This is a genomic window from Prosthecobacter sp., assembly GCF_044232965.1.
In the GTDB taxonomy this organism is placed as follows: domain Bacteria; phylum Verrucomicrobiota; class Verrucomicrobiia; order Verrucomicrobiales; family Verrucomicrobiaceae; genus Prosthecobacter.
The window spans coordinates 155910-178523 of sequence record NZ_JBIIKX010000003.1 but is presented as its reverse complement, the minus strand read 5'-3'; the positions used below and the strand labels follow the sequence as shown (position 1 = coordinate 178523).

The following is a 22614-nucleotide window of genomic DNA, read 5'->3' as shown; positions in this document are numbered from 1 at the left end:
CACCTGTCATCCTTCCTCCAGGCAGCCTTCTTTGAGGATGAGGCGGCGGTCGCCGCGTTTCGCCAGCGTTTGGTCATGGGTGACGACGATGAGGGTCTTTTTGGCCTCATCGACAACCTGCATGAGCATGTCGATGACGCCCGAGCCGGTGCTGGCGTCGAGATTGCCGGTAGGTTCGTCGGCGTAGATGATGCCGGGGTTGTTGATGAGGGCGCGGGCGATGGCCACGCGCTGCTGCTCGCCGCCGGAAAGCTCGGTGGGCAGGTGATCAAGGCGCTGAGTGAGGCCGACTTTGTCCAGTAGCTCCCGTGCGCGAGCCTCGGCCTTACGGCCGCCGATCATCGAGGGCAGGACGACGTTTTCGAGCGCTGTCAGCTCCGGCAGCAGGAAGTAATGCTGAAAAACGAAGCCCATGACCTGATTGCGCGTGCGCGCACGTTCGGCGGCGGCGGCTTTGTAAAGCGAGCGGCCATGCACGAGCACGTCACCGGAGGTCGGTTGTTCCAGCCCGCCGAGAACGTAAAGCAGCGTGGTCTTGCCAGCGCCCGACTGTCCGCAAAGAAACACCTTTTCCCCGGCGGCGACCTCGATGTTCACACCGCGCAGCACCGGCAGATCATGCCCCGCGAGGTGGTAGGTGCGATGCACGTCGTTGGCGGCAAGTGGGGCGGCGTCCTGGCTCATGAATAAGGTGCGCTCATGCTCCGCAGATGAGCAGCGGCGTCAAGATGGGATGCCCGCCCGTGTGCGCTGCCGCAGCGCCTCGTACATCACGATCCCGGCTGCCGTCGCCAGGTTCAGGCTGCGCGTGCCTTGCATCGGAATGCGCAGGCACTTGTCAGGATCGATCACGGAGGCCGGAATGCCGCGTGTCTCCGGGCCGAAGACGAGAAACACCTCGGGCGTGGTGAGGTCGGCATCCCAGTGGTCGGTGGTGCCCTGGCACTCGATGAAATAAACCGCCGCATCCGAACTCACTTGGCCGCGCAGTTCCTCCCATGACTCCCACACGCGCACATCCACCTCCTGCCAGTAGTCGAGCCCGGCGCGTTTGAGGTGCTTGTCCTCCAGGCTGAAGCCCAGCGGCTTGATCAGGTGCAATCGTGCTCCCGTGGCGAGGCAGAGCCGTCCAATCGCCCCCGTGTTGTGCGGGATCTCTGGCTGAAACAGGACGACGTTCAACATGCCTCGTCAGCCTTTGAAGACGAAAAACTTCCGGCAGACGTAATTGACCATCACGGAGGAGGCCACCAGCAGCAACTGCGCCAGCAGTGTCGAGATGTCATACATGCGGATCAGCATCGGCCCGACGGCCAGACCGATCACAAACGCCACCGTGCTCACGAGGGTGAAATAAAAGAACTCCAGCACACGGTGATGCCGTCCCGGCGTGAAAACCCACAATGAATTGGTGATGTAGGCAAACATATTCCCAAAAAAGAAGGCAATCACATTGTTGTAGGTGCTGTGCAGCGCCCGCACTTCTTTTGGTAGGTCCGGGTCCAGTGCCGGCCACACCCACACCGACAGCGCCAGCCAGATGCCCTGGCCCACAATCAGCGACCCCACACCGCAGATGCCGTATTTCATGAACTGGATCACCGGATGCGTGTCGCGGGCGTTCATGCGCGTCAGGATGGTGCGCCAGTCGTTCTCCTGAAAAAAGCGTCGGGTCTCAGCGAGTGTTTGCAACATGAGGAAACTTACCGGTAAAACAAAAAGCCTGTCCAACGAAGACTTCGTCAGACAAGCTTAAAGACGGCCTCAGCCGGGAATCCTAGTAATAGCGGTAGTTGCCGTACCGGTCGTAGTAGCCCTGTTGCTGCTGCTGGGGATGCCAGCGGCCTTGCTTGTCATAGTAGCCCTGCTGTGAGCGGGCGTTTTGCTGATCCTTGGAGTTGCCGATGGCGTTGCCGCCCAGAGCTCCGAGACCCGCGCCGATGGCGGCGCCTTCCAGGCCGCGCCCGCTTTGGTTGCCGATGATGCCACCAACGGCGGCACCACCCAGGGCGCCAAGCACAGCGCCCGTCTGAGCGTTTGGACCCGTGGCACAGGACACCAGGGACATAGAGGAGAGAAGAATGAGGATGTTCTTTTTCATAGGATGTGGGATGAGGATTAGGTTTTAGGCGGAAGCCTTTCTGAGATCAATAATAGCCGCGTTGGCGGTCTTTGGAGTTGCCGATGGCCGCGCCACCCGCCGCGCCCACCGCGCCCCCGATCAAGGCACCTTCCAGGCCGCGTCCACTTTGATTACCAATGATTCCGCCGACGGCGGCTCCGCCGAGGCCGCCAATGACCGCGCCGCGCTGGGCGTTGGGGCCTGAGGCGCATGAGGAGAATGACACAGTGGTGACAAGGGTGAGGAGAATGTGTTTCATATGGAGATAAAGCGGTCTGCTTTGTCGCAGAATACGTCCGCTTTGTTCATAAAAGAAAGAAAAATCCCAGATGGCGCACACCTGCGCAAAAAAGGCCGTGGTGGCCACAGTCGGCTTCTAGGCCGGGGGTTTCTTCATTTGACGCGCATTCGGCCTGCGGCTACAAACCGCCCTCCTTCCGCCCCCAAAAACTATGCAAGTTCGTTCCTTTCTTTGCGGCCTTGCCGCTGTTGCCACCATCGGCCTTTCCTCCTCAACCGCCCTGGCGGAACCGCTGCCCTTGGATCACCCCTGTGCAACCTTGGTGAAAAAATACCTCACTGCTGTGGTGATGCAGGATTGGAAGACCGCCGCAGGTCTCCTGGTGCCTGCCTCATTGGAGCGTCGTCAGCGCGAAACCGTGCAAATCATCAAGTCCGCTCCCACCATGACAGACGAGGAAACCATGCTCGCCGGTTACAATGTCAAAGGCGTGCGTGAGCTTGAGGGGATGACCGCGCAAGAGTTCTACCAAGCCGACCGCGAGGCCTGGCACAAGAAGCTCAAGCTCACCCCCGAGGCCACGAAGCGGAAACAGGAAACTCTCAAAATCACCGTGCTTGGTCTCGTCCAGGAGAAGGACAAAGGTTATGTGCATGCCACCGTCCGCACCTCGCAGGAAACGCTCACAGACAAGATTGAGGAATTGTTTCTCATCTCCTTCGTGCCAGATCCGATCAATCCGAAAGGCTACCTCATTTCTCCAGAGATGAAGGATCGCCCGGTCATCACGCCGCTGGACGGCTCCGCGCCGAAGGAAAAATAGACAGCCTCACAGCAGTTCCCTGAGTTGTTCGAGGCGTGCTTTGCCGAGATCACTTCGAGGAATGGAAGTCACAGATCGCCTCATGGCGATGCGCTCATAAGGCCTCAACGTTTCGTTGAGGCCTTTTTGCAGCCGTTCGGCATCCGTTTCGCTCACCTGGCTCACGACCAGCACCAGGCTGCTTTCTTTGCGCGCATCCGCCACGTCGCAAACCACTGCGTCACCTTGGTGCAGGCCCAGTTTGAGTCGCACGGCCTCGAGTTGCTCCTGGATTGGCCCCAGGGCCACGAGTTCGCCCAAAATCTTCACAGTTCCCGACTCGCGGCCCATGAAGCGTAAAAAACGCCACGCACTATCGTGGTGCAAACTCACGCGATCTCGTGTGCGCAGCCCTGCCTCGGCTGAAATCGGCTCCCAACACCATTTTCCATTCTCTTGCATCGCATAGCCCTTCGCCAAGGCCTCGCCGCGCACGGTGAGCACACCTTCGTCATCCGTGCTCAAGTCCCAGATCGGCAGCACTTCCATCTCGCCGCCTTCAGTCGTCTGTGAGGCCACTTGGGAGGCTGTTTCCGTCATCCCATACGTCCGGCGCACCGGCCAGCCGAGCTGCAAGGCAGCCTGCTCCAGTTCGGAGCTCATCGCCCCGCCGCCCACCAGCACCACGCGCATTGACTTCGGCGCGTTCAACTTCGCCGCCACCAGATCAAACACCTGGGTCGGCACCAAAGAAGCCAGTGTGGCTCCGGCTTTGGTGCATTGCTGCACGAAAGCCGCCGCATCCCATTTTCCATCCAGCCGCCTCACCGCGCTACCGCTCGCAAACGCCCGTGCCAGCACGCCAAAACCGCCCACATGATGCACGGGCAGCGCCAGCAGCCAGTGATCCCGCTCCGTGATGCCAAAATGCGCGTTCACCACCCTCGCTGAGATGAGAAGTGACTCCTTCGCCAGTCCCACCCACTTGCGGCGACCTTCCGAGCCGCTCGTTTGGAAAAAGCACATGCTTTGCGCCTGCAACTCACGAGTCGCGAAGTCCGCCAGCGTACTGCCATCCTCCGTGTGATCAGACTGTCCGATCCACACTCCGCCATCACTCCAAAACTCCGGTTTGAGCATCAAAGACGTCTCCATGGCAGGCCCTCCAGGACTTCGCCAAAGCCTAATCCGCCGCCGCTGCGGTCCGCCTCCAGAAAGCCGCCGTTTGAACTCACACGCTCGAAAAACTCATCCTTCTCGAACAAATGCTCGGTGCAGAGTCCGCAGAAATCGAGCGCCTGCCCTTCAGAGAGAGCCACCGCTGCCTCATAAGCCGCGAACATCTGGCCTAGTGCATGATCCATGGCGGAAGTCAGCACGAGCGGCCTTTCGGGATGCGTTTGTGCCACCACGCGCCAGTCACGCCGCGCTGGTTTTACCACCACGGCATCAAAACCCTGCGTCCCGTTCTTCCAGCCCTTGTCGAGCGCCAGTTTCACGCCCCAGCGTTGCCGCACGGCCTCCCAGGCCTCCGCGTCATACGGAAACGGGTCCTCCACGAAATCCAGCGCCCGATAAACTCGCAGCGGCATGAACTCGACGAACTTCTCGAAGGTGAACCGGTCCAGCACGCCGTTGAAATCCACCCGCAGCCGCACGCCCTGGGCCTCAAACCGTTTCGCGCAGCCTTCCAGGAAGCGGATTGTTTCGCCGTAGTTCGCAAAACCCTTCGCCTTGATCGCCGGCCAGCCTTCCTCCATCACACGCTGCATCTGAGGTTCGGTGTCCGTGGCAAAGCTCCACGAGTAATGACTGCGTGGAATCTCCAATCCCTCGAACAAGCTCACGCCCGCGCGTCGTGCCGCGCCATCGATCTCCGCGCAGCGCAGCGCCATCGCCGTCACCGGCGTCGTCACACCTTCGCTGAGCAAGCGAAGCTGCTCCTCCACCGGCGTGTCGCCAAACTCCGGCCACGGATGCACGCAGCCGTAGCCGCCATCCACGCAGATCAACGCTCCCGCAAACACCCGCCGTTGCGACACCGCATTCAGCGCCACGCCGCTGCGCAGCAAGTATTCATGAACGTAAATCGGTTCACTCACGGCATCACATCCTTTGCTTTGACGATTCCCCAGCATATCAGCGCCGCGAAGGCCAGCAACTGCGCCCCGCTCATCGCCAGCAGCCGATTATGACCCCGGCTAGGTGGTTCCACGATCACCCGCCACGCCACGAACAGGCCAATCGGCAGCGTCGCTAGCGGCAGCGTGAAGGCCCGCTCCCAGCCCTGGTTAACCCAGTAAAACCCCGCCGCATGTGCCGCGAGGATCAGTGTTACGATCTCCGCCCGCGCGAAACCCACGCCCAGCCGTACGGCCAGCGTCTTCTTGCCCGTCTGCCGGTCCTCATTCACATCGCGCAGGTTGTTGATGGCGATCAAGACCGTGCTCAGGCAACCTATTTGAAATCCGGCGACCACGGCCGCCTCATACCACTCGCCCGTTTGCACAAAGGCCGTGCCCGTCACCGCCACGAGGCCGAAAAAAAGAATCACAAACAGCTCCCCCAGCCCGCGATACGCCAGCGGCACCGGCCCGCCCGTGTAACCAAAACAAAAATACAACGATGGAAGGCCGATGAACAAGATCGGCAGCCCCCGCGCCTCAAACAGCGGCACGGCGAGCAGTGTCGCCACCGCGAGCATCAGCCATGCCGCGATGTTCACCGCTTTGGCCGAGGCCGCACCGCTTGCGGTGATGCGTCGTGGCCCGATCCGCGCCTGGGTGTCCGCGCCTTTGATCGAATCCAGCGCGTCATTGAAGAAGTTCGTCGCGATTTGCAGCGCTCCGCAGCTCCCCAGCGTGCAAAGCGCCAGCGTCCAGTCGAGTTTGCCCGAAATCTTCTCCGCCAGCGCGCAACCCACCGCCACAGGCGCGATGGCGGCCCCGAGTGTTTTCGGGCGTGCGGCGGCGATCCAGTCGAAAAGTGAAGCCATGTGAGGGAGAATGACGAATGACCGAGTTTGCGCAAGCGCCGCTACACGGAGCGCGAGTATGGCTTTAGCCTACTCGCCACTTTTGGGGCGATTCGTTGACGTTGGGCCGAAAAGCAGGCGAGTGGTCTTCGACACACTCGCGCTCCGTCATTTCGGCATCTCCACCTGCCCCTCGCCCATGAGGTAGGCGATCAAGTTGATCACATTCTCCTCGCCCAGCGCTGTCAGCAGCCCTTCGGGCATCAAGGACATCGTCAGTTGCTCCTGCTTCACGATCTGCGTGCGTTCGATGACGAGCCGCTCGGCGGGTGTTTGCACCGTGATCGTGCGCTCGGTCTGCTCAGGCATCACGCCGCTGATCGTGCGGCCGTCTTTGAGGTGGAAGATGCTCACGCGGAAGTCGGCGGGCACGACGGCGCTGGGGTCGAGGATGTTTTCGAGGAGGTATTTCAGATTGCGGCGATCACTGCCGGTGAGTTCGGGGCCGATGGCTCCGCCCTGGCCGTACATCTTGTGACACGCGCTGCATGCGGCGGTGAAGATCATGCGGCCTTTCGATTTGTCGGCCTTGGCGAGCGTTTCGGGCTTCAAAATGCCTTCCCACTTCGCGAACTCGGCTTTTTTGGCCTCCGGCGTGTCGCGGATTTCGCCCCAGGCTTCGGTGAGCAGCTTCGTGAGTGCTTCATCGTTGAGACTGCGAATCTGGCGTGCTTGGAAGGGCGAAATCGCCGCCGCAGGCACCTTCTTCGCCTTCACCGCTTCGAGCAGCTCTTTCGCGTAGCTTGCGCGTAAGGTCAGCGTCGCCACCGTGGCTGCCTGCTGCTCCTCGCTGCGTACCGGCCAGGAGCCGAGGAGCTGTTTCGGGATGCTGGGATCATCGTAAGCCGCCAACGCGTTGCGCGAGACCGTGCCGAGCACCTTGTCATTCACCTGCGCGCGAATCACCGCGAGCAGTTCCGGCTTCGTCGTGCGCGTGAGGCTCTTGAAGGCGTTCAGGCGGGCGTTGGCGTCGCCGTCGGCGTTTTTGACGATGGCGATGAGTTCATCCGCCGCACGACCGCTGCCGAAGACGACGGAGAGATTGCGGACGATCTCTTTGAACTCGTCGCTGCAACTCGCCTCGATCGATTTGGAGACTTCATCCCATCCTTTGGGCTTCTTGGCGCTGCTAAAGCCATCCAAGCCCGCCGCCATGCCGCTGAGCACGTCGTCCCGCACGTTCCTGTGTTCCGTCATCAACGCCACGAGTGCATCCACGGCCTCGGGCTTTTCCTCGATCATCTCGGCGATGCGGCGGGCGACGAGGCGGCGCACGGTGGGGATTTTCGCCTCGCGGATGAGCTCCACGCCCTTCATCGGCTCCGCCGCCACCACCGGCTCGATGCCATACCAGATCATGAGCGGCTGCTGCCGGTCGTTGGCGTCTTCTTCGTGCTTCGCGAGTGCCGTGGCGATGGGCCAGCGGGAGTTGAGGGGAAGACGCTGGAGCGCGGAGGCGAGGTGGAGACGGACGAGGCCGGATTTGTCTGATTGAGCTGCTTTCAAAAATTGCGCAAGAACCTCTGCGTGATTCGCATCGAAGAGTTCCTTGGCGTCATAGTTGATGTCAACTTGAGGCAGGAGACTGCGATAGCTTAAAACTCGAAGACTCTCACTCTCTAGAGCCGAAAAGCTCTTCAATCGGGCTTGTAACTGGTTCACCATAGTAAGTTCACCCAGTGCCAAAGCGAGCCGAACAGATTCGAAAAGCGGTTTGTTAGAATTGCCTGCGAGATTCAGGAGGATATTTGAAGACCTAGCCACGGCGTCAAAATCACCATTGTCATCAATGACGAGGGATCGAATCCTTTCCAATGTCTTCAGAGAAGCCATGCGTGGCCACCAGTTGTTCTTCGATTCCAGGCAAGTCACCAACTCCTCATCCTTCATGGCCGCCACATTGATCGGCTCCGCCTTCTTTGGCTCGCCATACACGATCTTATAAATCCGTCCGCTGCTGCGGTGCACGCCATCGTTGTCGTGGCATTCGCCGCTGTCGCTCCAGTCGGCGACGAAGACGTTGCCGTCGGGGCCGGTGAGGAGGTCGATGCCGCGGAACCATTTGTCTTTGGCCTTCATGAAGTCAGGCGCGTGCTTGCCGACGTAGCCGCAGCCTTCGCGGTGGAGAGTGTCCATGTTGATGCGATTGCCGTGCAGGTTGCAGGTGAGGACGGCACCGTGGTATTTCTCCGGCCAGAGGCCGCCCTGATAGATGAGCATGCCGACGTGGGCGTGGCCGCCGCCGAGCGAGTCGGTCTTGCCGGTGACGCCGAGCTTGCGGATGTCGCTCCAGGTTTCCGCGCCGGCATCCCAGTGAAAGTGGTCGGCGGTTTGCTCGATGACTTCATAGACGTGCGGATTGAGGTGCGTGCCGAACATGCGGCGGTAGTAGGCGCCGGGAATGCCATGCCAGAGGTGGCCGATGACGGTGTTGATCCAGAAGAGCTCGCCTTCGGCATTCCAATCGTGGCCCCAGGAGTTCGTGCCGCCGTGGCAGACGACTTCAAAGACCTTCCGCGTGGGATGGTAGCGCCAGATGCCGCAGTTGATCTTCGTGCGCTTTTCCAACGGCGTGCCGGGTGCGCCGACGGCGGAGGTGTCGGTGATGCCGTGGCGGCCGTAAAGCCAGCCATCGGGGCCCCAGCGCAGGCCGTTGACGATGTTGTGGCCGATGGTCTTCACGTTGAAGCCATCGAGTAGCACCTCGGGCTCGCCATCGGGGGTATCGTCACCGTTTTTATCGGCGATGAAGCTGAGCGTGCCGTTGTGCAGCACCCACACGCCGCCGTAGCCGTTTTCCACGCTGGTGAGGTAGCTGCCGCCTTCCCAGAAGACCTTGCGGCCGTCGTGTTTGCCATCGCCGTCCTTGTCTTCGAGGATGATGACGCGGTCGCGCAGCTTCGTGTCCCAGCGGATGGGATTTTCGGCGTAGGTGTAGTTTTCCGCGACCCACAGCCGGCCTTTCGCATCCCACGCCATGGCGATGGGTTGGCGCACATCCGGCTCCGCGGCAAAGACGAGACACTTGAAGCCCGGCGGCAGTTCCATCGTGGCCGCGGCCTCCTCGGCGGACATGGGCGCGCCTTTTTCGGTGTCGTAGATCTTCGGAAAATCCTCCCCGAGGGCCGTCAGCGACGTAAAGGACAAGAATGACAGAAAGGCGGCTTGGCGTATGCTCATAAAGTGGACTCTCCCAAACGCCTGTCTCTCGCGCAATCTTCATTTCATCCCATGAAGCACTCCATCCTTCTTCTTTCCGTGTTTTCCGTGTGTTCTGTGGGCCATCTCTGCGCTGCGACAAAGTCGGCCACCAAGTCGCCGCCTCAGCCGAAGACCACCGCCGACCTCGCGGAGTCCATTGCTCCTTCGCTGGTCAAAATCACCCAACTGGGCCGCGAGGGCACGGATGGCATCGGTTCCGGCTTCATCGTGAGCACAGACGGCCTCATCGCGACGAACCTGCATGTCATCGGCGAGGCACGGCGGCTGCAGATCGAGATGCACGATGGCAAGACGTATGCGGTGACTTCCATCCACGCTTCGGACGCGCAGCGAGACCTCGCCTTGCTCAAAATTGACTCGAAAGACCTCAAGCCGCTGACGCTGGGCGATTCCTCCAAGGTGCGCCAGGGCGAGAACGTGGTGGCGATGGGAGCGCCCGAAGGTCTTGGCTTCAGCATCGTGCAGGGCGTGCTTTCCGCCACACGCGAGATCGACGGCAACGACATGCTGCAAGTCGCCATCCCCATCGAGAAAGGCAACAGCGGCGGCCCGCTGCTCGACATGCAGGGCAAGGTTCTCGGCATTCTGACGCTCAAGCACATCAAGACCGACAACCTCGGCTTCGCGATGCCGGTGAACGCGCTCAAGGAACTTGTCGAAAAGCCGAATCCGGTGCCGATGAGCCGCTGGCTAACCATCGGCGTGCTCAATCCGAAGTTGTGGAAGCTGCACCTCGGCTCGCAGTGGACGCAGCACGCGGGTGTGATTCATGCCGATCTGCCCGGCGATGGCTTCGGCGGTCGTGCGCTCTGCTTATCCTCTCAAAGCGTGCCGGAAGGCACCTTCGAGATCGCTACCACCGTGAAGCTAGATGACGAAAGTGGTGCCGCAGGCCTCGCCTTTTGCTCCGATGGCGGCGACAAGCATTACGGCTTTTATCCTTCCGGTGGCAAACTGCGCCTCACGCGTTTCGACGGACCGGATGTGTATTCGTGGACCATCCTCGCCGACGTGCCGAGCGAGGCTTACAAAGCAGGCGAGTGGAACACACTGCGGGTCCGTGTGGAGCCGGAAAAGATCACCTGCTTTGTGAATGGCAAACAAGTCATCGAGACTGACGACACCGGCCTGCGTGGCGGTGTGGCCGGTCTGTGCAAATTCCGCACCACCGTGGCCGACTTCCGCAGCTTCCGCATTGGCACCGATCTCACCGAGAAGCCGCTCAATGCCGAACTCGCTTCGAAATTCCGCAGCGAGATCGAAGCAAACCTCGCCCAGGCCTCCACCCGCGATCAAACGCTCGACAAACTTCTCGCCGACCCTGCCGCCGCCCGTCGCGTGATTAGCGAGCAGCGCAAGAAGCTCGAAGATGAGGCCACGAAGCTCCGTGAACTCGAACGTGAGCTGCACCGCCGCGCGATGACAAAGGACATCCTCGCCGAACTCGGGAAACCCGAGCCGGAGATCAATCTCCTGCGCTGCACGCTGCTGCTTTCCCGCCACGACAATCCCGAGATCGACGTGAACTCCTACCTCAACGCGTTCAAAGCGATGATCGCTGATTTGAAGGACGATCCCGAAATCAAGAAGGGCACCCTCCCGGCCGTGAAGCGCCTCAACCGCTATCTCTTTGAGGAAAACGGCTTCCACGGCAGCCGTGGCGACTATTCCAACCGCAGCAACAGCTACATGAACGAGGTGCTCGACGACCGCGAGGGCCTGCCGATCACGCTGAGCGTGCTGTATGTCGAACTCGCCTCCAAACTCGGCATCCAGGGCGTCTTCGGCGTGCCGCTGCCCGGCAAATTTATGGTCGGCTACCGCGATGGTCCCGAGGGCGAATTGCAGCTCGTGGATGTGTTTGAAAACGGCAAGCTGCTCACGGTCGAGCAGGCAGCCCTGGATCTCACGGACAGCGGCCAGTTTCCCGAAGGCTCGCTCGATCCCACCACGAAGCAGACCATCCTGCTGCGCATGCTGAGGAACCTGCTCGGCTCCAGCTTCGACGAAACCCGCTCCATTCGCGAATCAATGCCCTACCTCGATCTTGTGCTCGCGATTGATCCCACTGCGGCTGCTGAGCGCCTCACTCGTGCTCAGATGCGTCAGCGACTTGGCGAAAAAGCGGGGGCGCGTGAGGATGTGAACTGGCTCATCGAAAACTTCCCGGAAGACGGCCCGCCGGAGCTAATGCAGCAGTTGGACCGCTGGATGCAGTCGTTGCGGGAGGAGTAGGCCTTTATGGCACCGGCTCGCCTGATCCCGGATAAATCCAGCGCACGATTTTGCCCTCGCGCACCTGCGCCTGGGCTTCGGCGTCGATGGGGCCGCAGAAGGCCATGGTTTCGTAGAACACACTGACCGCCCAGGTGGGCTGGTTGTCGATGGTGCGCTGCTGCGCTGTGCCCCAGCGCTGGATTTTGTTGAGCTTGATGTCGGTGACCTGGCCGGATTTCATGCTGGCGAGCAGGAGATCGTAACTGCCGTCGGCATTGCGTTTCGGAGCGCCGGTGGGCTCCACGGCACCAGGCATGCTGACCATCGCGGCGCTGCTGGTGGGAGATGCCTGTCGTTTTTTCCAGGCTGCCTGCGCCATCTCGATGCGCCCGCGTCTCCAGCGTTCATACGATTCGCGTACCTGAACCGGCAGGTCGGTGTCATGCACGAAAATCTGGCCACGGGCCTGGGAAGACTGCGTGGGCGCGACGAGCAGGACATTCGACTGTGCGGACAAGGCGAAGGCGTCAGAGCCAGCGGGCAGCGTGGAGGTGCCTGCGGCCATGCGAAACTGCACCGGCTTGCTGAGCTTCACCTGGCGTGGAAAGGCCTGTGTCGGGATCAAGGTCCAGTTTTTCGTCAGCGTCTCCAAGGATTCGATCTGCGGCGGCACGAAGCCATCGCTGTTGGTGATCGTAGGCGTCGGGGGAGGTGAGTCCTGCGTCACTCGATGCGCAGGTGTTCTGTAAACGGACCGTGCTCCCGGTTCTGAGTCTTCCGGCAGTTCCAGGGGTGGATTTTCAAACACGACACGTTTGCCCACCGGTGTGGCGAAGCGGTCATAAAGGAGGAACGCAGTGGTGAAGATCAGGACGGTGAGAAACAGCGCTTTCATGGAGATGAGCGAGCTTGGTGAATGCCTGCCGTCCAATGGACCCCGGCAAGAGCCGCCAGATTACGCGGCGGATTCGTTTCAGGCAAGGATTCGCGACGCCTTGCTCATTGGGCGGGGTGCTCTAGCATGCGCCAATGCTGAAACACCTGCTTTTCATTGCCGCGCTTGCTTTGACGGCCCACGCCCAGGACACCGGACCAGCCAAGGACGATCCCTCGGTGCCGAAGGACCGCGACACCGTGCTGCGCATCCAAATTTTCCTCGACCGCAACCTGTTTGGCCCCGGCAAGATCGACGGAGCCATCGGCGAGTTCACTTACAAGGCGGTGGTGAACTACAATTACGCCCACGGACATCGTGACATCTACAACTGGGGCCATGCGCAGGAGGCTGCCGAGCGCGAGGTGCCGGTGCCTTACGCGGCCTACAAGATCAAAGCGGACCTGCTGGCCTATGTGAACCCGCATCTGCCGGAGGAGCCGGAGGAGCAGGCGAAGCTTCCCTTCATGGCCTATCGCAGCCTCGTGGAGCTGATCGCCGAGCGCTTTCACACGGACGAGACTTTTCTAGAACTCATCAATCCGCAGAAGAAAATGAACGCGCTGAAGGCTGGCGACATCGTGGTGGTGCCGAACGTACGCTCTTTCCGCATCGAGGAGGTGAAACCGATGCAGAGCTACAAGACCGACGCCGTGCTCAGTTCCCACACCATCGTGATCGACACCACGGAGCGCATGGCTGCCGTTTACAGCGCGAAGGAGATGATGCTGGCCGCGTTTCCGATCACACCCGGAAAGCCGCAGTTCATTCCGGTGGGCGAGTGGTCGGTGAAGACCATCATGAACACGCCCAGCTTCCGCTATGACAAGCAGTTCCTGGAAGAAGGCGTGCGTGGCGATGAAGCGCATCAGCTCCCCCCCGGCCCGAACAGCCCGGTGGGCATCATCTGGTGCGGATTGAGCAAGTCCGGCATCGGCCTGCACGGCACGGCCTTGCCTAGAACCATCGGACGCAGTCGCAGCGCCGGTTGTGTGCGCTTCGCGAATTGGGACGCCATTCGACTTCCGCAACTCATCCGGCCAGGATCGCGGGTCATTGTGCGTTAATCTCCGACCATGCCGCGCATCCTTCTCGCCAGCCTCTTCCACGAAACGCACACCTTCCTCGACGGCACCACCACGCTCGCGGATTTCCAGATTCGTCGCGGTGATGAGCTGTTCGCCTGCAAAGGCGACGCCTCCCCGCTCGGTGGAGTCATTGAGATCGCCGACGAGTTCGGCTGGCAGATCATCCCCACCGCCGACTACCGCGCCCAGCCTTCCGCGATGGTAGAGGATGAGGTCATCGAGCAATTCTGGAGCGACATCGCTCCGGCAGCCGCCAAGGCCGATTACGAGGCCATTTACCTCGTCCTGCATGGCGCGATGACCTCGCAGACCATTCTCGATGTCGAGGGCGAGATCCTCCGCCGTCTGCGCAGCATCACGCAGGTGCCGATTTTCGGTGTCTTCGATCTTCACGCCAATTTTTCGCCCGCCATGGCCGAACTGGCCGACTGCCTCGTCGCTTACCGGGAAAATCCGCACACGGATGCCCGCGAGGCCGGCCTGATCGCGGCACGGTTGCTGAATCGCTGCCTCACCACCGGCCAGAGGCCGCGCATGCAGCTCAAACAGCCCGGCCTCATCTGGCCGCCCACCGGGACTGGGACTGCGAGTGATCCGATGCTCTCGCTGGAGGCGATGGCGCGTCAGTTTGAGCGCGAGAACGACTCGCTTTGGTGCATGAGCATCGTCGCGGGCTTCAGTTTTGCCGACACGCCGGACACGGGCGTCAGTTTCGTCGTCTGCACCACGGACGATGCAGCCGCACAACTCGGATCACTGGCTCAACGAGCCCGTGAACTCACTCACCTCGGCCAGATCACTGATCCGCCTGCGGATGAGGTGCTCGCCGGCCTCAAACCGTTGCCTGAAGGTCTGACGGTGCTCGTCGAGCCCTCCGACAACATCGGCGGCGGCGCTCCGGGCGACTGCACGGGTTTGCTACGCGTCTTGATCCGCCATGGCGTTCAAAACGCCGCCATCTGCATCAACGATCCTCAAGCCGTCCGCGATTTGGAAGCGGGTATTCGTCGCATTCATCTCGGTGGCAAGGGCAGCCGACTGGATGCCGGCCCGCTTGAATTGGAGGTCGAATTGATCGCGCTTAATGACGGGCGCTTCGAGTTGGAAGACAAAAACAGCCACCTCGCCAGCATGTGCGGAGATGTGTTCGACATGGGCCGCTGCGCGGTCGTCCAACACGGTGGCCTCACGATTCTGATCTCCAGCGTGAAGACGCCGCCGTTTGACCTTGGCCAGTGGCACAGCCAGGGCATCGCGGTGGAAAAACTTTCCGTCGTTGCCGTCAAAGCCGCCGTGGCTCATCGACGCGCTTACGACAAAATCGCCGCCCGCATGCTGTGGGTGGACACGCCGGGGCCATGCAGCAGCAATCTCGCCGCATTGCCCTACCGTCACTGCCGTTTGGCCTGAGAGATCAGTACAATTCGACCGGGGAGCGTTTGCCGTCCTCGACGCTGAGGTTTTTGGCGGCTTCCTCGCCGAGCGTATCGACGCGGAGCTGCCAAATGTCGCGGTTGATGGCGGCGAAGCGGTCCAGATCGAACGTGTCCGGTGCCACGAGACGCTTTTTGGTTTTCTCGATGCGCACAAGAGCATCGTGCAAAGCGGGTTCTTCGACGCCTTCGAGATGCTGGCGAGCCAGCTCGACCATTTCGACGCGGTGGCAGATCATCACGAGGTCATTGCCAGCACGGACGGCTTCTTGAATGGCCTGCTCAAACGTCACCTCGTTCAAAATGGCCCCCATGTCGAGATCGTCGGTCATGGCGAGTCCGTCGAAGGCGTATTGATGGCGGAGCAGCTTGGTCACGATGTTGTGGCTGAGGCTGGCGGGCCAGCGGCCACGATCTGGGTCGTAGGCGGTGTAGTTGCTGTGGCAGGTCATCACGCTGTCGAGTTCTGGCAGCAGCGCGGAGTAGGGGAGCAGTTCGCTCTTTTCCATCTCCTCGCGGCTTTTGGTGATGACGGGCAGGAACTCATGCGGATCGCACTCGGCGGGGCCGTAGCCGGGGAAGTGCTTGCCACAGCTGAGGATGCCTTCCTTGCGCATGGCACGGTTGAAGATGCCCGCGTTGGTGATGACCTGCTGCGGATCTTTGCCGTAGGTGCGGCCTTTGAGCGAGTTGTCCGCCGCGTCGTCATAGCTGATGTCCAAAACCGGGCAGAGGTCGAGATTGAAACCGAAGTGACGCAGAATCTGGCCGGTGAGCTTGCCATGACGCTTGATCAACTCGGGATCGCCCTTGTCGCGCAGCGATTGCGCGTTCGGCGGCTCCTCGCCGATCAAACGCAGTCGCGAAACGCGGCCGCCTTCCTGGTCGATGGTAATGAAGGGCTCGATGTCAGAGATGTCGCGCAGGTCGTCGATGAGTTTGCGGAGCTGCTGCGGCGTCTGAATGTTCCGTCCGAACAAAATGAAACCGCCTGGCTGGAGTTTTTTGAGCCGGGCGGCGGTTTCCGGGGTGAGTTCCGGGCCGGGGACGCCCATGAGAAGAAGCTGGCCGAGGGGGGCTGAGGAGAGCATGAGATTAAGTGTTCGTAAGAATAGTAATCAAGTGAGCAGGCCGAGTGGATGACCGGAGGGGGTGTCAAGGGACGATTTGCTAAAAGTTTGAGAAAAATCGAGGTTTTAAGCTCTCAGGAATGAGACGCAGGCGTTTCTTTTTGGAAAAGAAGGGAGGGTTGGTTGACGGGGAGGGCAAAACTTTTTAACATGCTCGCGTCTGTGGGGCAACCCGCAGGCCACATTTGCAAGCTTCCTCAGCTCCGCATTTCGTGCCAATAGATCCTCCATCGTTGTTGGTTGCTGGATCGCAATGGAACCCTCCGGCTTCGCATGCCGGAGGGTTCTCTGTTTCTAGGGCGAAGCGTTGTGCCGACATTGTGAGCAACTATGTGATGAGTGTGTGAGCAACCTGCGAACAAATCACGACGCGCCGAGCTGACGCGCCCACTCAATCGCGCGCAGCATGCCGGTCGCTTTGTTGACGGTCTCCTGATACTCGCTGGCAGGAATCGAATCAGCCACCACTCCGGCGCCAGCTTGCACATAAGCTTTGCCGTCCTTCACCACGCAGGTGCGCAGTGCGATGCAGGAGTCGAGGTTGCCATCGAAGCCGAAATAGCCAACCGCGCCTGCATAAGCGCAGCGCTTGCTGTTCTCGCATTCGTTGATGATCTCCATCGCGCGCACCTTTGGCGATCCGCTGACCGTTCCAGCGGGAAAGGTGGCGCGCATCACATCGTAGGACGTTTTGTCGTCGCGCAAATGACCGTCCACGTTTGAGACGATGTGCATGACGTGGGAGTAACGCTCGATGATCATCAGGTCGCTGACTCGCACAGTGCCGTAGTCGGCCACACGTCCGACGTCATTCCGCGCGAGATCGACGAGCATGATGTGCTCGGCGCGTTCTTTGGGATCGTTGAGCAGATCTTGCGCCAGCGCGTCGTCCTCCTGCGGAGTTTTGCCTCTCCAGCGCGTGCCGGCGATGGGGCGGATGTCGATCCGGCCGTCCAGGCACTTCACATGCACCTCCGGCGAGCTGCCGACGAGCGCGAAGCCTTGCGGGAAGTCGAGGCAGAACATGTACGGGCTGGGATTCACATGCCGCAGCGCTCGGAACAGGTCCAGGGTGCTGCCGCTGTAGTCCGTCTCGAAGCGCTGGGAGGGCACGCCTTGGAAAATGTCCCCGGCGGCGATGTACTCCTTCATCTTGACCACCATGGCCTCGTATTCCTCGCGCGTGGTGTTGCTGACCGGCGCGGGAAGCGGGCTGCTGCCGGCCGGGGCGAAGGTTTGCAGTGGTTTCGCGGCCAGGGGCTGCTCCAGCTTGGAGATCACGCTCGCGATTTGCTCCCGCGCCCAATCGTAAGCCGCCTCCAAGGTGGCGTGCTCGTCGGTGTGGACGTTGGCAACGATGGACAGCCTGCGCGTGCGATGATCGAAGATCAGCACGGTGTCCGTGATCATGAAAACCATGTCCGGCAGGCCAAGCTCGTCCTTTTTCGGCGCGGGCAGCGTCGGTTCAAAGAAGCGCACCATGTCGTAGGCCAGATAGCCGACTGCTCCGCCGTGGAAGACCGGCAACGGCTGCGCTTCGAGCGGACGAAACGGTTTCATCAGCGTCTCCAGCTCGGTCAGTGGGTCTGACTTCGTGGTGAAGCTGCGCTTTTTACCGCGTTCCTCGATTTCGATTTCCTTGCCGCGTGCGGTGAAGATGATGCGCGGCGAACTGCCCAGCAGCGAGTAGCGGCCTGAGTGCTGCGTCAGCTCGGCGGACTCCAGCAGGAAGCCGCAGCGTCCGTCGTGGATCTTTTGGAAGGCTGAGAGCGGCGTTTCGTAGTCCGCGGCGAGTTCGGCCATCACCGGCACGAGATTGCCCTGCTGCGCGAGCGTTTGGAAGGTGGCGAAGTCGGGCTGAAGATGAAGTGGAGGCATGCGCGGCAGGAAACGAGCAGGTATTCTGGACGCGAATGCGTGCGGTGGCAACGGCGCTTCAAAGAGCGGCGCGGATGGCGCTCAGCAGCTCATTGTAGTCGTCGAAGGCTTTGAACTGCGGGAACTGGGCCTGAATGCTGTTGGGGGCGTGGAAGAAGAAACCGACATCGGCCTCGCCGAGCATGGTGGTGTCGTTGAAGGAGTCTCCAGCGGCGATGACGCGGTAGTTGAGCGCTTTGAAGGCGGCGACGGACTTCTGTTTCTGGTTCGGCTGGCGAAGCTTGTAGTCCGTGATGCGTCCATCGGCGGCGACTTCGAGCTGGTGGCAGAAAATCGTCGGCCACGCGAGCTGCCGCATCAATGGCTGCGCAAATTCAGCAAAGGTGTCGCTCAGGATGATGAGCTGCGTGGTTGAGCGCAGTTCGTCCAGAAAGGCCTTCGCTCCCTCCAGCGGCGCGAGGGTGCCGATGACCTGCTGGATGTCTGGCAGCTTCAAGCCGTGCTCATCGAGGATCTTCAGGCGGCCTTTCATGAGCACGTCGTAGTCCGGTTCGTCTCGCGTGGTGCGGCGCAGTTCGGGAATGCCGGTCTTTTCGGCAAAGGCGATCCAGATTTCAGGCACGAGCACGCCCTCAAGGTCGAGGGTGACGATGGTTTGGGGTTTCATTTCGTGGAGATGTCATGGCTTCAGCCTTTTGTCCAGCGGCACGACGACGCGGCATTGACCGTTTCAAATATGGTCACAGACTGGCAAGGAACGCGGAGCCCCGGCGTTTGAGCAAGCCTATCTACCTCTATGATCATCGACAACGAAATTTCCCGGACAGCGGCCCAGGTCGTCGCAGACTGCCGCAACGCGGTGCTGGCCACCGCAGATGCCAATGGAAGCCCTCATTCGGCCTGGATGACCGTCCAGGTTTCGACCGATCTCGGAGAGGTGATGTCGATCACCGCGCCTACCTCTCAAAAAATCGCCGAGTTGCGAAGCAACCCGCAGGCGGAATGGATGTTCGCCACGCCGAGCATGGAAACCATTGTGTATCTCTCTGGTCATACGCAGGTGATCGAGGGCGAGGCCGCCAAGCGCCACTGGGACCGCATGCCGGGCAAGGCGCAGGCTTATTACCGGAAATACTGCGAGACCGAGGACTACAACAAATTCACTGTCATCCGCACCGACGTGACCAAGGTGGTGCTCTGCAAGCCTTACGTTTACAAGAAGACCGTCCTGTTTGAGAAGACGACCATGACTGACACAGGAACGCGGCGGCTTCAGCCTTGAGGTGAAGAGGTGATCTCCACCGCCTCGCAGACATCCCGCCAGCCTGGGAAATTCCATGCATTGGGAAATCCCTCGCACTGCACGGGTTTCACCGGCTGGATACTGCAGACGTTCACGCCTTCGAGGAACAGGCATTCGCCGTTCGGCTTGTCGATGATGCTCAGACCGGTGCGGTTCGCGTTGAGGCGCGTGCATTGCTCGATGAACTCGATCCGGGGCATGTTCAGAAACGCGGCGATGCGGTCGGTCTCCTCTTCCGTCACGCGCACGTCGCCGGGCCAGCGGCAGCAGTTTCCACAGCGCTGGCAGGCGTAGCGTGTCGGCGGGGTGTCAAGCAGTGAGACTTCGGGCATGAAAAGTATTCTGTTCGCGCGATTCGGCGCGGGAGGCATAGTTCGTGCGATGAATCGTTTCCTGCAACGAAGGTTTGAAGTCCGCCGCCTCGAATGGCGGTGTTTGTCGTGACATGAAACTGCATCTGCTGCCATCCATCACCCTGCTACCACCGCCGCATGAAACGGCGGATGACGCGCAGATCATCGAGGACTGGGCGCGTGGCCTTGACTGGGTGAAGTGGCTGCTGGGCAGCGTGCGGGCGCGCACCGAGGTCTTGATGGTGGAAGGCGTTGCGTGGGATGAGTTTGCCGATGGCGTGCTGCGCGAGACGATTGGCCCCGCGTTGAAATCCGCCTGGCAGGCGGCACTGGCGGGTGATCTGGCGGGCCTGATCGCCGCCGATGAGCGTTTGTCAGCGCAACTGCCTCCTGAACTTGCTCAGCGCAGCATCCAGGCGGGCGCGGTGCTGCTCAAATCGACGCGGCATGCGCGTTATCAAGCGGTGCTGGGTCGTTTGCGCGAGGCGGTGGGGCAGGGGGACTGCGCCGGTCACATCGCCGTCGTCTGGGCGGCGGTGGGGCATTTTTTTCAGCTCAGTCTCACCAATGTCATCGCCGAGTACCTGCATCTGGAATGGGACATCGCCACGCGTGACTTGGAGCATCGTGAAAAACCCACCGGCAGACACAGCATCGCCGGACTCACGAGCCAGGTGATGCGCGGCACGCAGGCAGAGGAAGCGCTCAGCGTGGTGGCGCGTCGTTAAAACTTCACCGTGGCACCGAGGGTGGCTCCGAAGGCAGGCTCGTTGGAGCCGGAGCCGTGGTAGCGGTAGGTTTGGTTCAGAAGGTTGTCGAGGGAGGCGGTGAGGATGAGGTGGTCGTTCACCTTGCAGCCACCGCGCAGGCTAACCAACCAAAAGGACGGTGTGCCGTTGGGCGGAATGCGTGAAGTGTCGGCCTGGTCGGAAGTGTTCAGTCTCGCCGCCTCGCCATAAGTGAGGCAGACGAGTTCGGTCCAGAAGCGGCTGTCACGACTCTGCCAGCGCACGCCGCCAAAGGCGTTGAGCGGCGCGATTTTTCCCAGCGGCTCTCGGCGCGTCTGCGTGGTCAGGCCGATGAACTGGTCCGCCTCGCCTTCCACCCATGCGATCTGGCCGAAGACGCTCCAATTTGGATCAATCTGCCAGCGGGTGGCGAATTCGACACCCTGCATGTAGCCGTCCCCGCCGTTGGCCTTGGACACCTGGCCCGGCACGGTGGTGGTGCGACGCACGATCATGTCTTCAATCTGCGTAAAGAAGTAGGCGAAACTGGCGGTGAGGGACTCTGTCTGCGCTTTGAGGCCGACTTCGTAGGTGATGTAAGTTTCTGGATTGAGACCGGTGGCCGGGACTTCGGTGATGCCGGTGGCGGAGAAGTCATCGCGCGTCAGATCGGACAGGTTCGGCGCGCGGAAGCTTTGGGAGACGCCGCCGAAAAACTGGAAGCGGTCGCGCTCATCGAGATCGACGATGAAACGGGCGCTGGCGGAAACGTTCTGCCACTCATCGGCATAGGCGGCCACGGCACCACCCACGGGGTTGCGGAACTTGCCCGCATCCGCACGCACGTGCGTGTAACGACCGCCGAGGATGAGGTGGAAGCGGTCGCCCACGTCGATGGTGTCTTGGAGGAAGATGCCGAGCAGGTCGTAGCTGGAGTCATCGGCCACCGCGCCGGCGAAGTTGTTCGCGCCATCGGTTTCGAGCCAGTCGTGATAGTAGTCGATGCCATAGACCAGCCTGCCGACAGGTGAACTGCTCTCGAACTGAAGATCCACACCGAGTGTGGTGACATCCACATCGTTCCAACTGCGCACTCCGGCACCCGTGATGCGGTACTGATCTTCTCCGGCGGTTTGCAGGGAGATCGTGAGGCTGGCGTCATCAATGATGCCGTCGAGATCCTTGCCCGCCAGGCGCAGGTAGGAGAGACTGCGCTCCTGGTCGAACAAACGCAGGCGGTTGGTGCCGATGGTGGTGCCTTCAAACGACACACCATAGATCGTGTCATGGGTGCGCCACACGTCGTTCTGCCGTGCCTGCTGATGCACGGCGGTGAGCTGCCAGTTGTCATCGAGCGCGACATCCAGCCGCACATCGAAGGCCCACTGGTCATAGCCGGTATGGCGCTGGATGCCCTGCGGCGTGCGCACATCGGCGAACTGGCTCAAGGTGACGCCGACATGGAGACCCCAGCGTTGCCCCTGGCCGATGCTGGCCTCCATGTGCTCAATGTTGCTGCGCTCGGCGCTGGACCAGCGGTAATCCGCCTGGCCGTGGGCGAAGAAGCCGCCCTCGGCCTCGCGCAAAAAGCCGGAGTCTTTGGTGAAGGCGTTCACGGTGCCGCCGACGGCATCACTGCCATAAAGCGTGCCGCCTTGTGATGGCAGCACCTCGACGCGGTCGAGTGCGAAGGGGTCGATGGTGTTCCAGTATTGGTTCGGGCCCTCGCGGAAGGTGGAGTTGTTGAAGCGGATGCCGTCGATGAGCATCAGATTGCGAAATCCGGTGAAGCCACGGATGAAGGGCGATCCCTGGCCGTTGGAGGTCTTCTGGATCATGACGCCGGGCGTCTCTCGCAGCGCCTCGGGAAAGGTGCGCACGAGGCGCTCGGCCATCTGTTTCTTGTCGAGCGTCTTGACCACGGCGGGCACTCTGGCGGTCGAATTTTCGCTGCGTGTGGCGGTGATGACGACCTCCGGGATGTCCGCCGCCTTCTTTGGCTCGGCGGCCCAGGTGAACGTGGAAAGGAAAAGAAGCGGGAGAATGGCTAGGCGCATGGTTCGTGAGATCAAATCGTCACGAACCTAAGCAGGCAGGTTTTCCATCGTCATGTCTGGCGTGAGTGGAAG

21 protein-coding genes are annotated in these 22614 nt (G+C 61.0%); 6 read left to right on the top strand and 15 right to left on the bottom strand.

Going from position 1 to position 22614, the window contains the following annotated elements:
- Nucleotides 1-6: 6 nt before the first annotated feature.
- The 5 genes from ACILSI_RS02600 to ACILSI_RS02580 all read right to left on the bottom strand — a co-directional run bounded on the left by ACILSI_RS02600 (nucleotide 7) and on the right by ACILSI_RS02580 (nucleotide 2381).
- Nucleotides 7-684 carry an ABC transporter ATP-binding protein gene (locus tag ACILSI_RS02600; protein WP_395720275.1) on the bottom strand — a complete coding sequence of 226 codons (678 nt, stop codon included), beginning with the start codon at nucleotides 682-684 and terminating at the stop codon, nucleotides 7-9.
- A gap of 39 nt (nucleotides 685-723) precedes the next feature.
- Nucleotides 724-1185 (bottom strand): tRNA (cytidine(34)-2'-O)-methyltransferase, encoded by a 462-nt coding sequence (locus ACILSI_RS02595; protein ID WP_395720274.1) that lies wholly within the window; start codon nucleotides 1183-1185, stop codon nucleotides 724-726.
- 6 nt (nucleotides 1186-1191) lie between these two features.
- Nucleotides 1192-1695: a GtrA family protein gene (locus ACILSI_RS02590; protein WP_395720273.1), complete on the bottom strand. Its 504-nt coding sequence runs from the start codon at nucleotides 1693-1695 to the stop codon at nucleotides 1192-1194.
- 82 nt (nucleotides 1696-1777) lie between these two features.
- Nucleotides 1778-2101: a glycine zipper domain-containing protein gene (locus tag ACILSI_RS02585; RefSeq protein ID WP_395720272.1), complete on the bottom strand. Its 324-nt coding sequence runs from the start codon at nucleotides 2099-2101 to the stop codon at nucleotides 1778-1780.
- A 46-nt stretch (nucleotides 2102-2147) separates the two neighbouring features.
- Complete coding sequence (locus ACILSI_RS02580) at nucleotides 2148-2381, bottom strand: glycine zipper domain-containing protein (protein ID WP_395720271.1); 234 nt, start codon at nucleotides 2379-2381, stop codon at nucleotides 2148-2150.
- A 304-nt stretch (nucleotides 2382-2685) separates the two neighbouring features.
- Here ACILSI_RS02580 and ACILSI_RS02575 point away from each other — a divergent pair, with 304 nt between their 5' ends.
- The gene (locus tag ACILSI_RS02575; protein WP_395720270.1) at nucleotides 2686-3186 is read left to right on the top strand and encodes a hypothetical protein; all 501 of its coding nucleotides are present in this window, start codon (nucleotides 2686-2688) and stop codon (nucleotides 3184-3186) included.
- Between the two features lie 6 nt (nucleotides 3187-3192).
- Here ACILSI_RS02575 and ACILSI_RS02570 read toward each other — a convergent pair whose 3' ends face one another.
- From ACILSI_RS02570 to ACILSI_RS02555, 4 genes are all read right to left on the bottom strand, one after another.
- A complete protein-coding gene (locus tag ACILSI_RS02570; protein ID WP_395720269.1) occupies nucleotides 3193-4320 on the bottom strand; it encodes an AMP-binding protein in 1128 nt (375 codons plus the stop codon).
- Nucleotides 4305-5267 carry an enolase C-terminal domain-like protein gene (locus ACILSI_RS02565; protein ID WP_395720268.1) on the bottom strand — a complete coding sequence of 321 codons (963 nt, stop codon included), beginning with the start codon at nucleotides 5265-5267 and terminating at the stop codon, nucleotides 4305-4307. The genes ACILSI_RS02570 and ACILSI_RS02565 overlap by 16 nt, the downstream gene beginning before the upstream one ends.
- On the bottom strand, nucleotides 5264-6160 hold the full coding sequence (menA, locus tag ACILSI_RS02560) for a 1,4-dihydroxy-2-naphthoate octaprenyltransferase (RefSeq protein WP_395720267.1): 897 nt from the start codon (nucleotides 6158-6160) through the stop codon (nucleotides 5264-5266). Before menA ends, ACILSI_RS02565 begins: the two co-directional genes overlap by 4 nt.
- A 147-nt stretch (nucleotides 6161-6307) precedes the next feature.
- The gene (locus tag ACILSI_RS02555) at nucleotides 6308-9379 is read right to left on the bottom strand and encodes a PVC-type heme-binding CxxCH protein (RefSeq protein WP_395720266.1); all 3072 of its coding nucleotides are present in this window, start codon (nucleotides 9377-9379) and stop codon (nucleotides 6308-6310) included.
- A 51-nt stretch (nucleotides 9380-9430) separates the two neighbouring features.
- Between ACILSI_RS02555 and ACILSI_RS02550 the strand changes: the two genes are divergently transcribed.
- Complete coding sequence (locus tag ACILSI_RS02550) at nucleotides 9431-11656, top strand: trypsin-like peptidase domain-containing protein (protein ID WP_395720265.1); 2226 nt, start codon at nucleotides 9431-9433, stop codon at nucleotides 11654-11656.
- 4 nt (nucleotides 11657-11660) lie between these two features.
- On the opposite strand, the gene ACILSI_RS02545 is transcribed toward ACILSI_RS02550, so the two are convergent.
- Nucleotides 11661-12533, bottom strand: a complete 873-nt coding sequence (locus ACILSI_RS02545) for a hypothetical protein (protein WP_395720264.1) — start codon at nucleotides 12531-12533, stop codon at nucleotides 11661-11663.
- Nucleotides 12534-12667: 134 nt separating this feature from the next.
- On the opposite strand from ACILSI_RS02545, the gene ACILSI_RS02540 reads away from it, so the two are divergent.
- The gene (locus ACILSI_RS02540; protein WP_395720263.1) at nucleotides 12668-13639 is read left to right on the top strand and encodes a L,D-transpeptidase family protein; all 972 of its coding nucleotides are present in this window, start codon (nucleotides 12668-12670) and stop codon (nucleotides 13637-13639) included.
- 9 nt (nucleotides 13640-13648) lie between these two features.
- The gene (locus ACILSI_RS02535; RefSeq protein ID WP_395720262.1) at nucleotides 13649-15070 is read left to right on the top strand and encodes a M81 family metallopeptidase; all 1422 of its coding nucleotides are present in this window, start codon (nucleotides 13649-13651) and stop codon (nucleotides 15068-15070) included.
- A 4-nt stretch (nucleotides 15071-15074) separates the two neighbouring features.
- Here ACILSI_RS02535 and ACILSI_RS02530 read toward each other — a convergent pair whose 3' ends face one another.
- The 3 genes from ACILSI_RS02530 to thrH all read right to left on the bottom strand — a co-directional run bounded on the left by ACILSI_RS02530 (nucleotide 15075) and on the right by thrH (nucleotide 18768).
- A complete protein-coding gene (locus ACILSI_RS02530) occupies nucleotides 15075-16184 on the bottom strand; it encodes a glycoside hydrolase family 3 N-terminal domain-containing protein (protein ID WP_395720261.1) in 1110 nt (369 codons plus the stop codon).
- Between the two features lie 402 nt (nucleotides 16185-16586).
- Nucleotides 16587-18101 carry an anthranilate synthase component I gene (gene trpE, locus ACILSI_RS02525; protein WP_395720260.1) on the bottom strand — a complete coding sequence of 505 codons (1515 nt, stop codon included), beginning with the start codon at nucleotides 18099-18101 and terminating at the stop codon, nucleotides 16587-16589.
- A gap of 58 nt (nucleotides 18102-18159) precedes the next feature.
- Entirely contained in the window at nucleotides 18160-18768 is a 609-nt protein-coding gene (gene thrH / locus ACILSI_RS02520; RefSeq protein ID WP_395720259.1) for a bifunctional phosphoserine phosphatase/homoserine phosphotransferase ThrH, read from the bottom strand.
- Nucleotides 18769-18897: 129 nt separating this feature from the next.
- On the opposite strand from thrH, the gene ACILSI_RS02515 reads away from it, so the two are divergent.
- The gene (locus ACILSI_RS02515; RefSeq protein ID WP_395720258.1) at nucleotides 18898-19383 is read left to right on the top strand and encodes a pyridoxamine 5'-phosphate oxidase family protein; all 486 of its coding nucleotides are present in this window, start codon (nucleotides 18898-18900) and stop codon (nucleotides 19381-19383) included.
- Here ACILSI_RS02515 and ACILSI_RS02510 read toward each other — a convergent pair.
- Nucleotides 19374-19736 (bottom strand): YkgJ family cysteine cluster protein, encoded by a 363-nt coding sequence (locus ACILSI_RS02510; protein ID WP_395720257.1) that lies wholly within the window; start codon nucleotides 19734-19736, stop codon nucleotides 19374-19376. The genes ACILSI_RS02515 and ACILSI_RS02510 overlap by 10 nt on opposite strands.
- Before the next feature lie 113 nt (nucleotides 19737-19849).
- Between ACILSI_RS02510 and ACILSI_RS02505 the strand changes: the two genes are divergently transcribed.
- Nucleotides 19850-20485 (top strand): urease accessory UreF family protein, encoded by a 636-nt coding sequence (locus tag ACILSI_RS02505; protein WP_395720256.1) that lies wholly within the window; start codon nucleotides 19850-19852, stop codon nucleotides 20483-20485.
- Here the strand turns inward: ACILSI_RS02505 and ACILSI_RS02500 are convergent.
- A complete protein-coding gene (locus ACILSI_RS02500; protein ID WP_395720255.1) occupies nucleotides 20482-22542 on the bottom strand; it encodes a TonB-dependent receptor plug domain-containing protein in 2061 nt (686 codons plus the stop codon). The two genes, ACILSI_RS02505 and ACILSI_RS02500, sit on opposite strands and share 4 nt — an antisense overlap.
- Nucleotides 22543-22614: the final 72 nt, after the last annotated feature.

Excerpts from the sequence above, each read along its gene's own strand:
- ACILSI_RS02600 (WP_395720275.1), bottom strand. The coding sequence starts at position 684 with ATGAGCCAGGACGCCGCCCCACTTGCCGCCAACGACGTGCATCGCACC.
- ACILSI_RS02595 (WP_395720274.1), bottom strand. The coding sequence starts at position 1,185 with ATGTTGAACGTCGTCCTGTTTCAGCCAGAGATCCCGCACAACACGGGG.
- ACILSI_RS02590 (WP_395720273.1), bottom strand. The coding sequence starts at position 1,695 with ATGTTGCAAACACTCGCTGAGACCCGACGCTTTTTTCAGGAGAACGAC.
- ACILSI_RS02585 (WP_395720272.1), bottom strand. The coding sequence starts at position 2,101 with ATGAAAAAGAACATCCTCATTCTTCTCTCCTCTATGTCCCTGGTGTCC.
- ACILSI_RS02580 (WP_395720271.1), bottom strand. The coding sequence starts at position 2,381 with ATGAAACACATTCTCCTCACCCTTGTCACCACTGTGTCATTCTCCTCA.
- ACILSI_RS02570 (WP_395720269.1), bottom strand. The coding sequence starts at position 4,320 with ATGGAGACGTCTTTGATGCTCAAACCGGAGTTTTGGAGTGATGGCGGA.
- menA (WP_395720267.1), bottom strand. The coding sequence starts at position 6,160 with ATGGCTTCACTTTTCGACTGGATCGCCGCCGCACGCCCGAAAACACTC.
- ACILSI_RS02555 (WP_395720266.1), bottom strand. The coding sequence starts at position 9,379 with ATGAGCATACGCCAAGCCGCCTTTCTGTCATTCTTGTCCTTTACGTCG.
- ACILSI_RS02550 (WP_395720265.1), top strand. The coding sequence starts at position 9,431 with ATGAAGCACTCCATCCTTCTTCTTTCCGTGTTTTCCGTGTGTTCTGTG.
- ACILSI_RS02545 (WP_395720264.1), bottom strand. The coding sequence starts at position 12,533 with ATGAAAGCGCTGTTTCTCACCGTCCTGATCTTCACCACTGCGTTCCTC.
- ACILSI_RS02540 (WP_395720263.1), top strand. The coding sequence starts at position 12,668 with ATGCTGAAACACCTGCTTTTCATTGCCGCGCTTGCTTTGACGGCCCAC.
- ACILSI_RS02535 (WP_395720262.1), top strand. The coding sequence starts at position 13,649 with ATGCCGCGCATCCTTCTCGCCAGCCTCTTCCACGAAACGCACACCTTC.
- ACILSI_RS02530 (WP_395720261.1), bottom strand. The coding sequence starts at position 16,184 with ATGCTCTCCTCAGCCCCCCTCGGCCAGCTTCTTCTCATGGGCGTCCCC.
- trpE (WP_395720260.1), bottom strand. The coding sequence starts at position 18,101 with ATGCCTCCACTTCATCTTCAGCCCGACTTCGCCACCTTCCAAACGCTC.
- thrH (WP_395720259.1), bottom strand. The coding sequence starts at position 18,768 with ATGAAACCCCAAACCATCGTCACCCTCGACCTTGAGGGCGTGCTCGTG.
- ACILSI_RS02515 (WP_395720258.1), top strand. The coding sequence starts at position 18,898 with ATGATCATCGACAACGAAATTTCCCGGACAGCGGCCCAGGTCGTCGCA.
- ACILSI_RS02510 (WP_395720257.1), bottom strand. The coding sequence starts at position 19,736 with ATGCCCGAAGTCTCACTGCTTGACACCCCGCCGACACGCTACGCCTGC.
- ACILSI_RS02505 (WP_395720256.1), top strand. The coding sequence starts at position 19,850 with ATGAAACTGCATCTGCTGCCATCCATCACCCTGCTACCACCGCCGCAT.
- ACILSI_RS02500 (WP_395720255.1), bottom strand. The coding sequence starts at position 22,542 with ATGCGCCTAGCCATTCTCCCGCTTCTTTTCCTTTCCACGTTCACCTGG.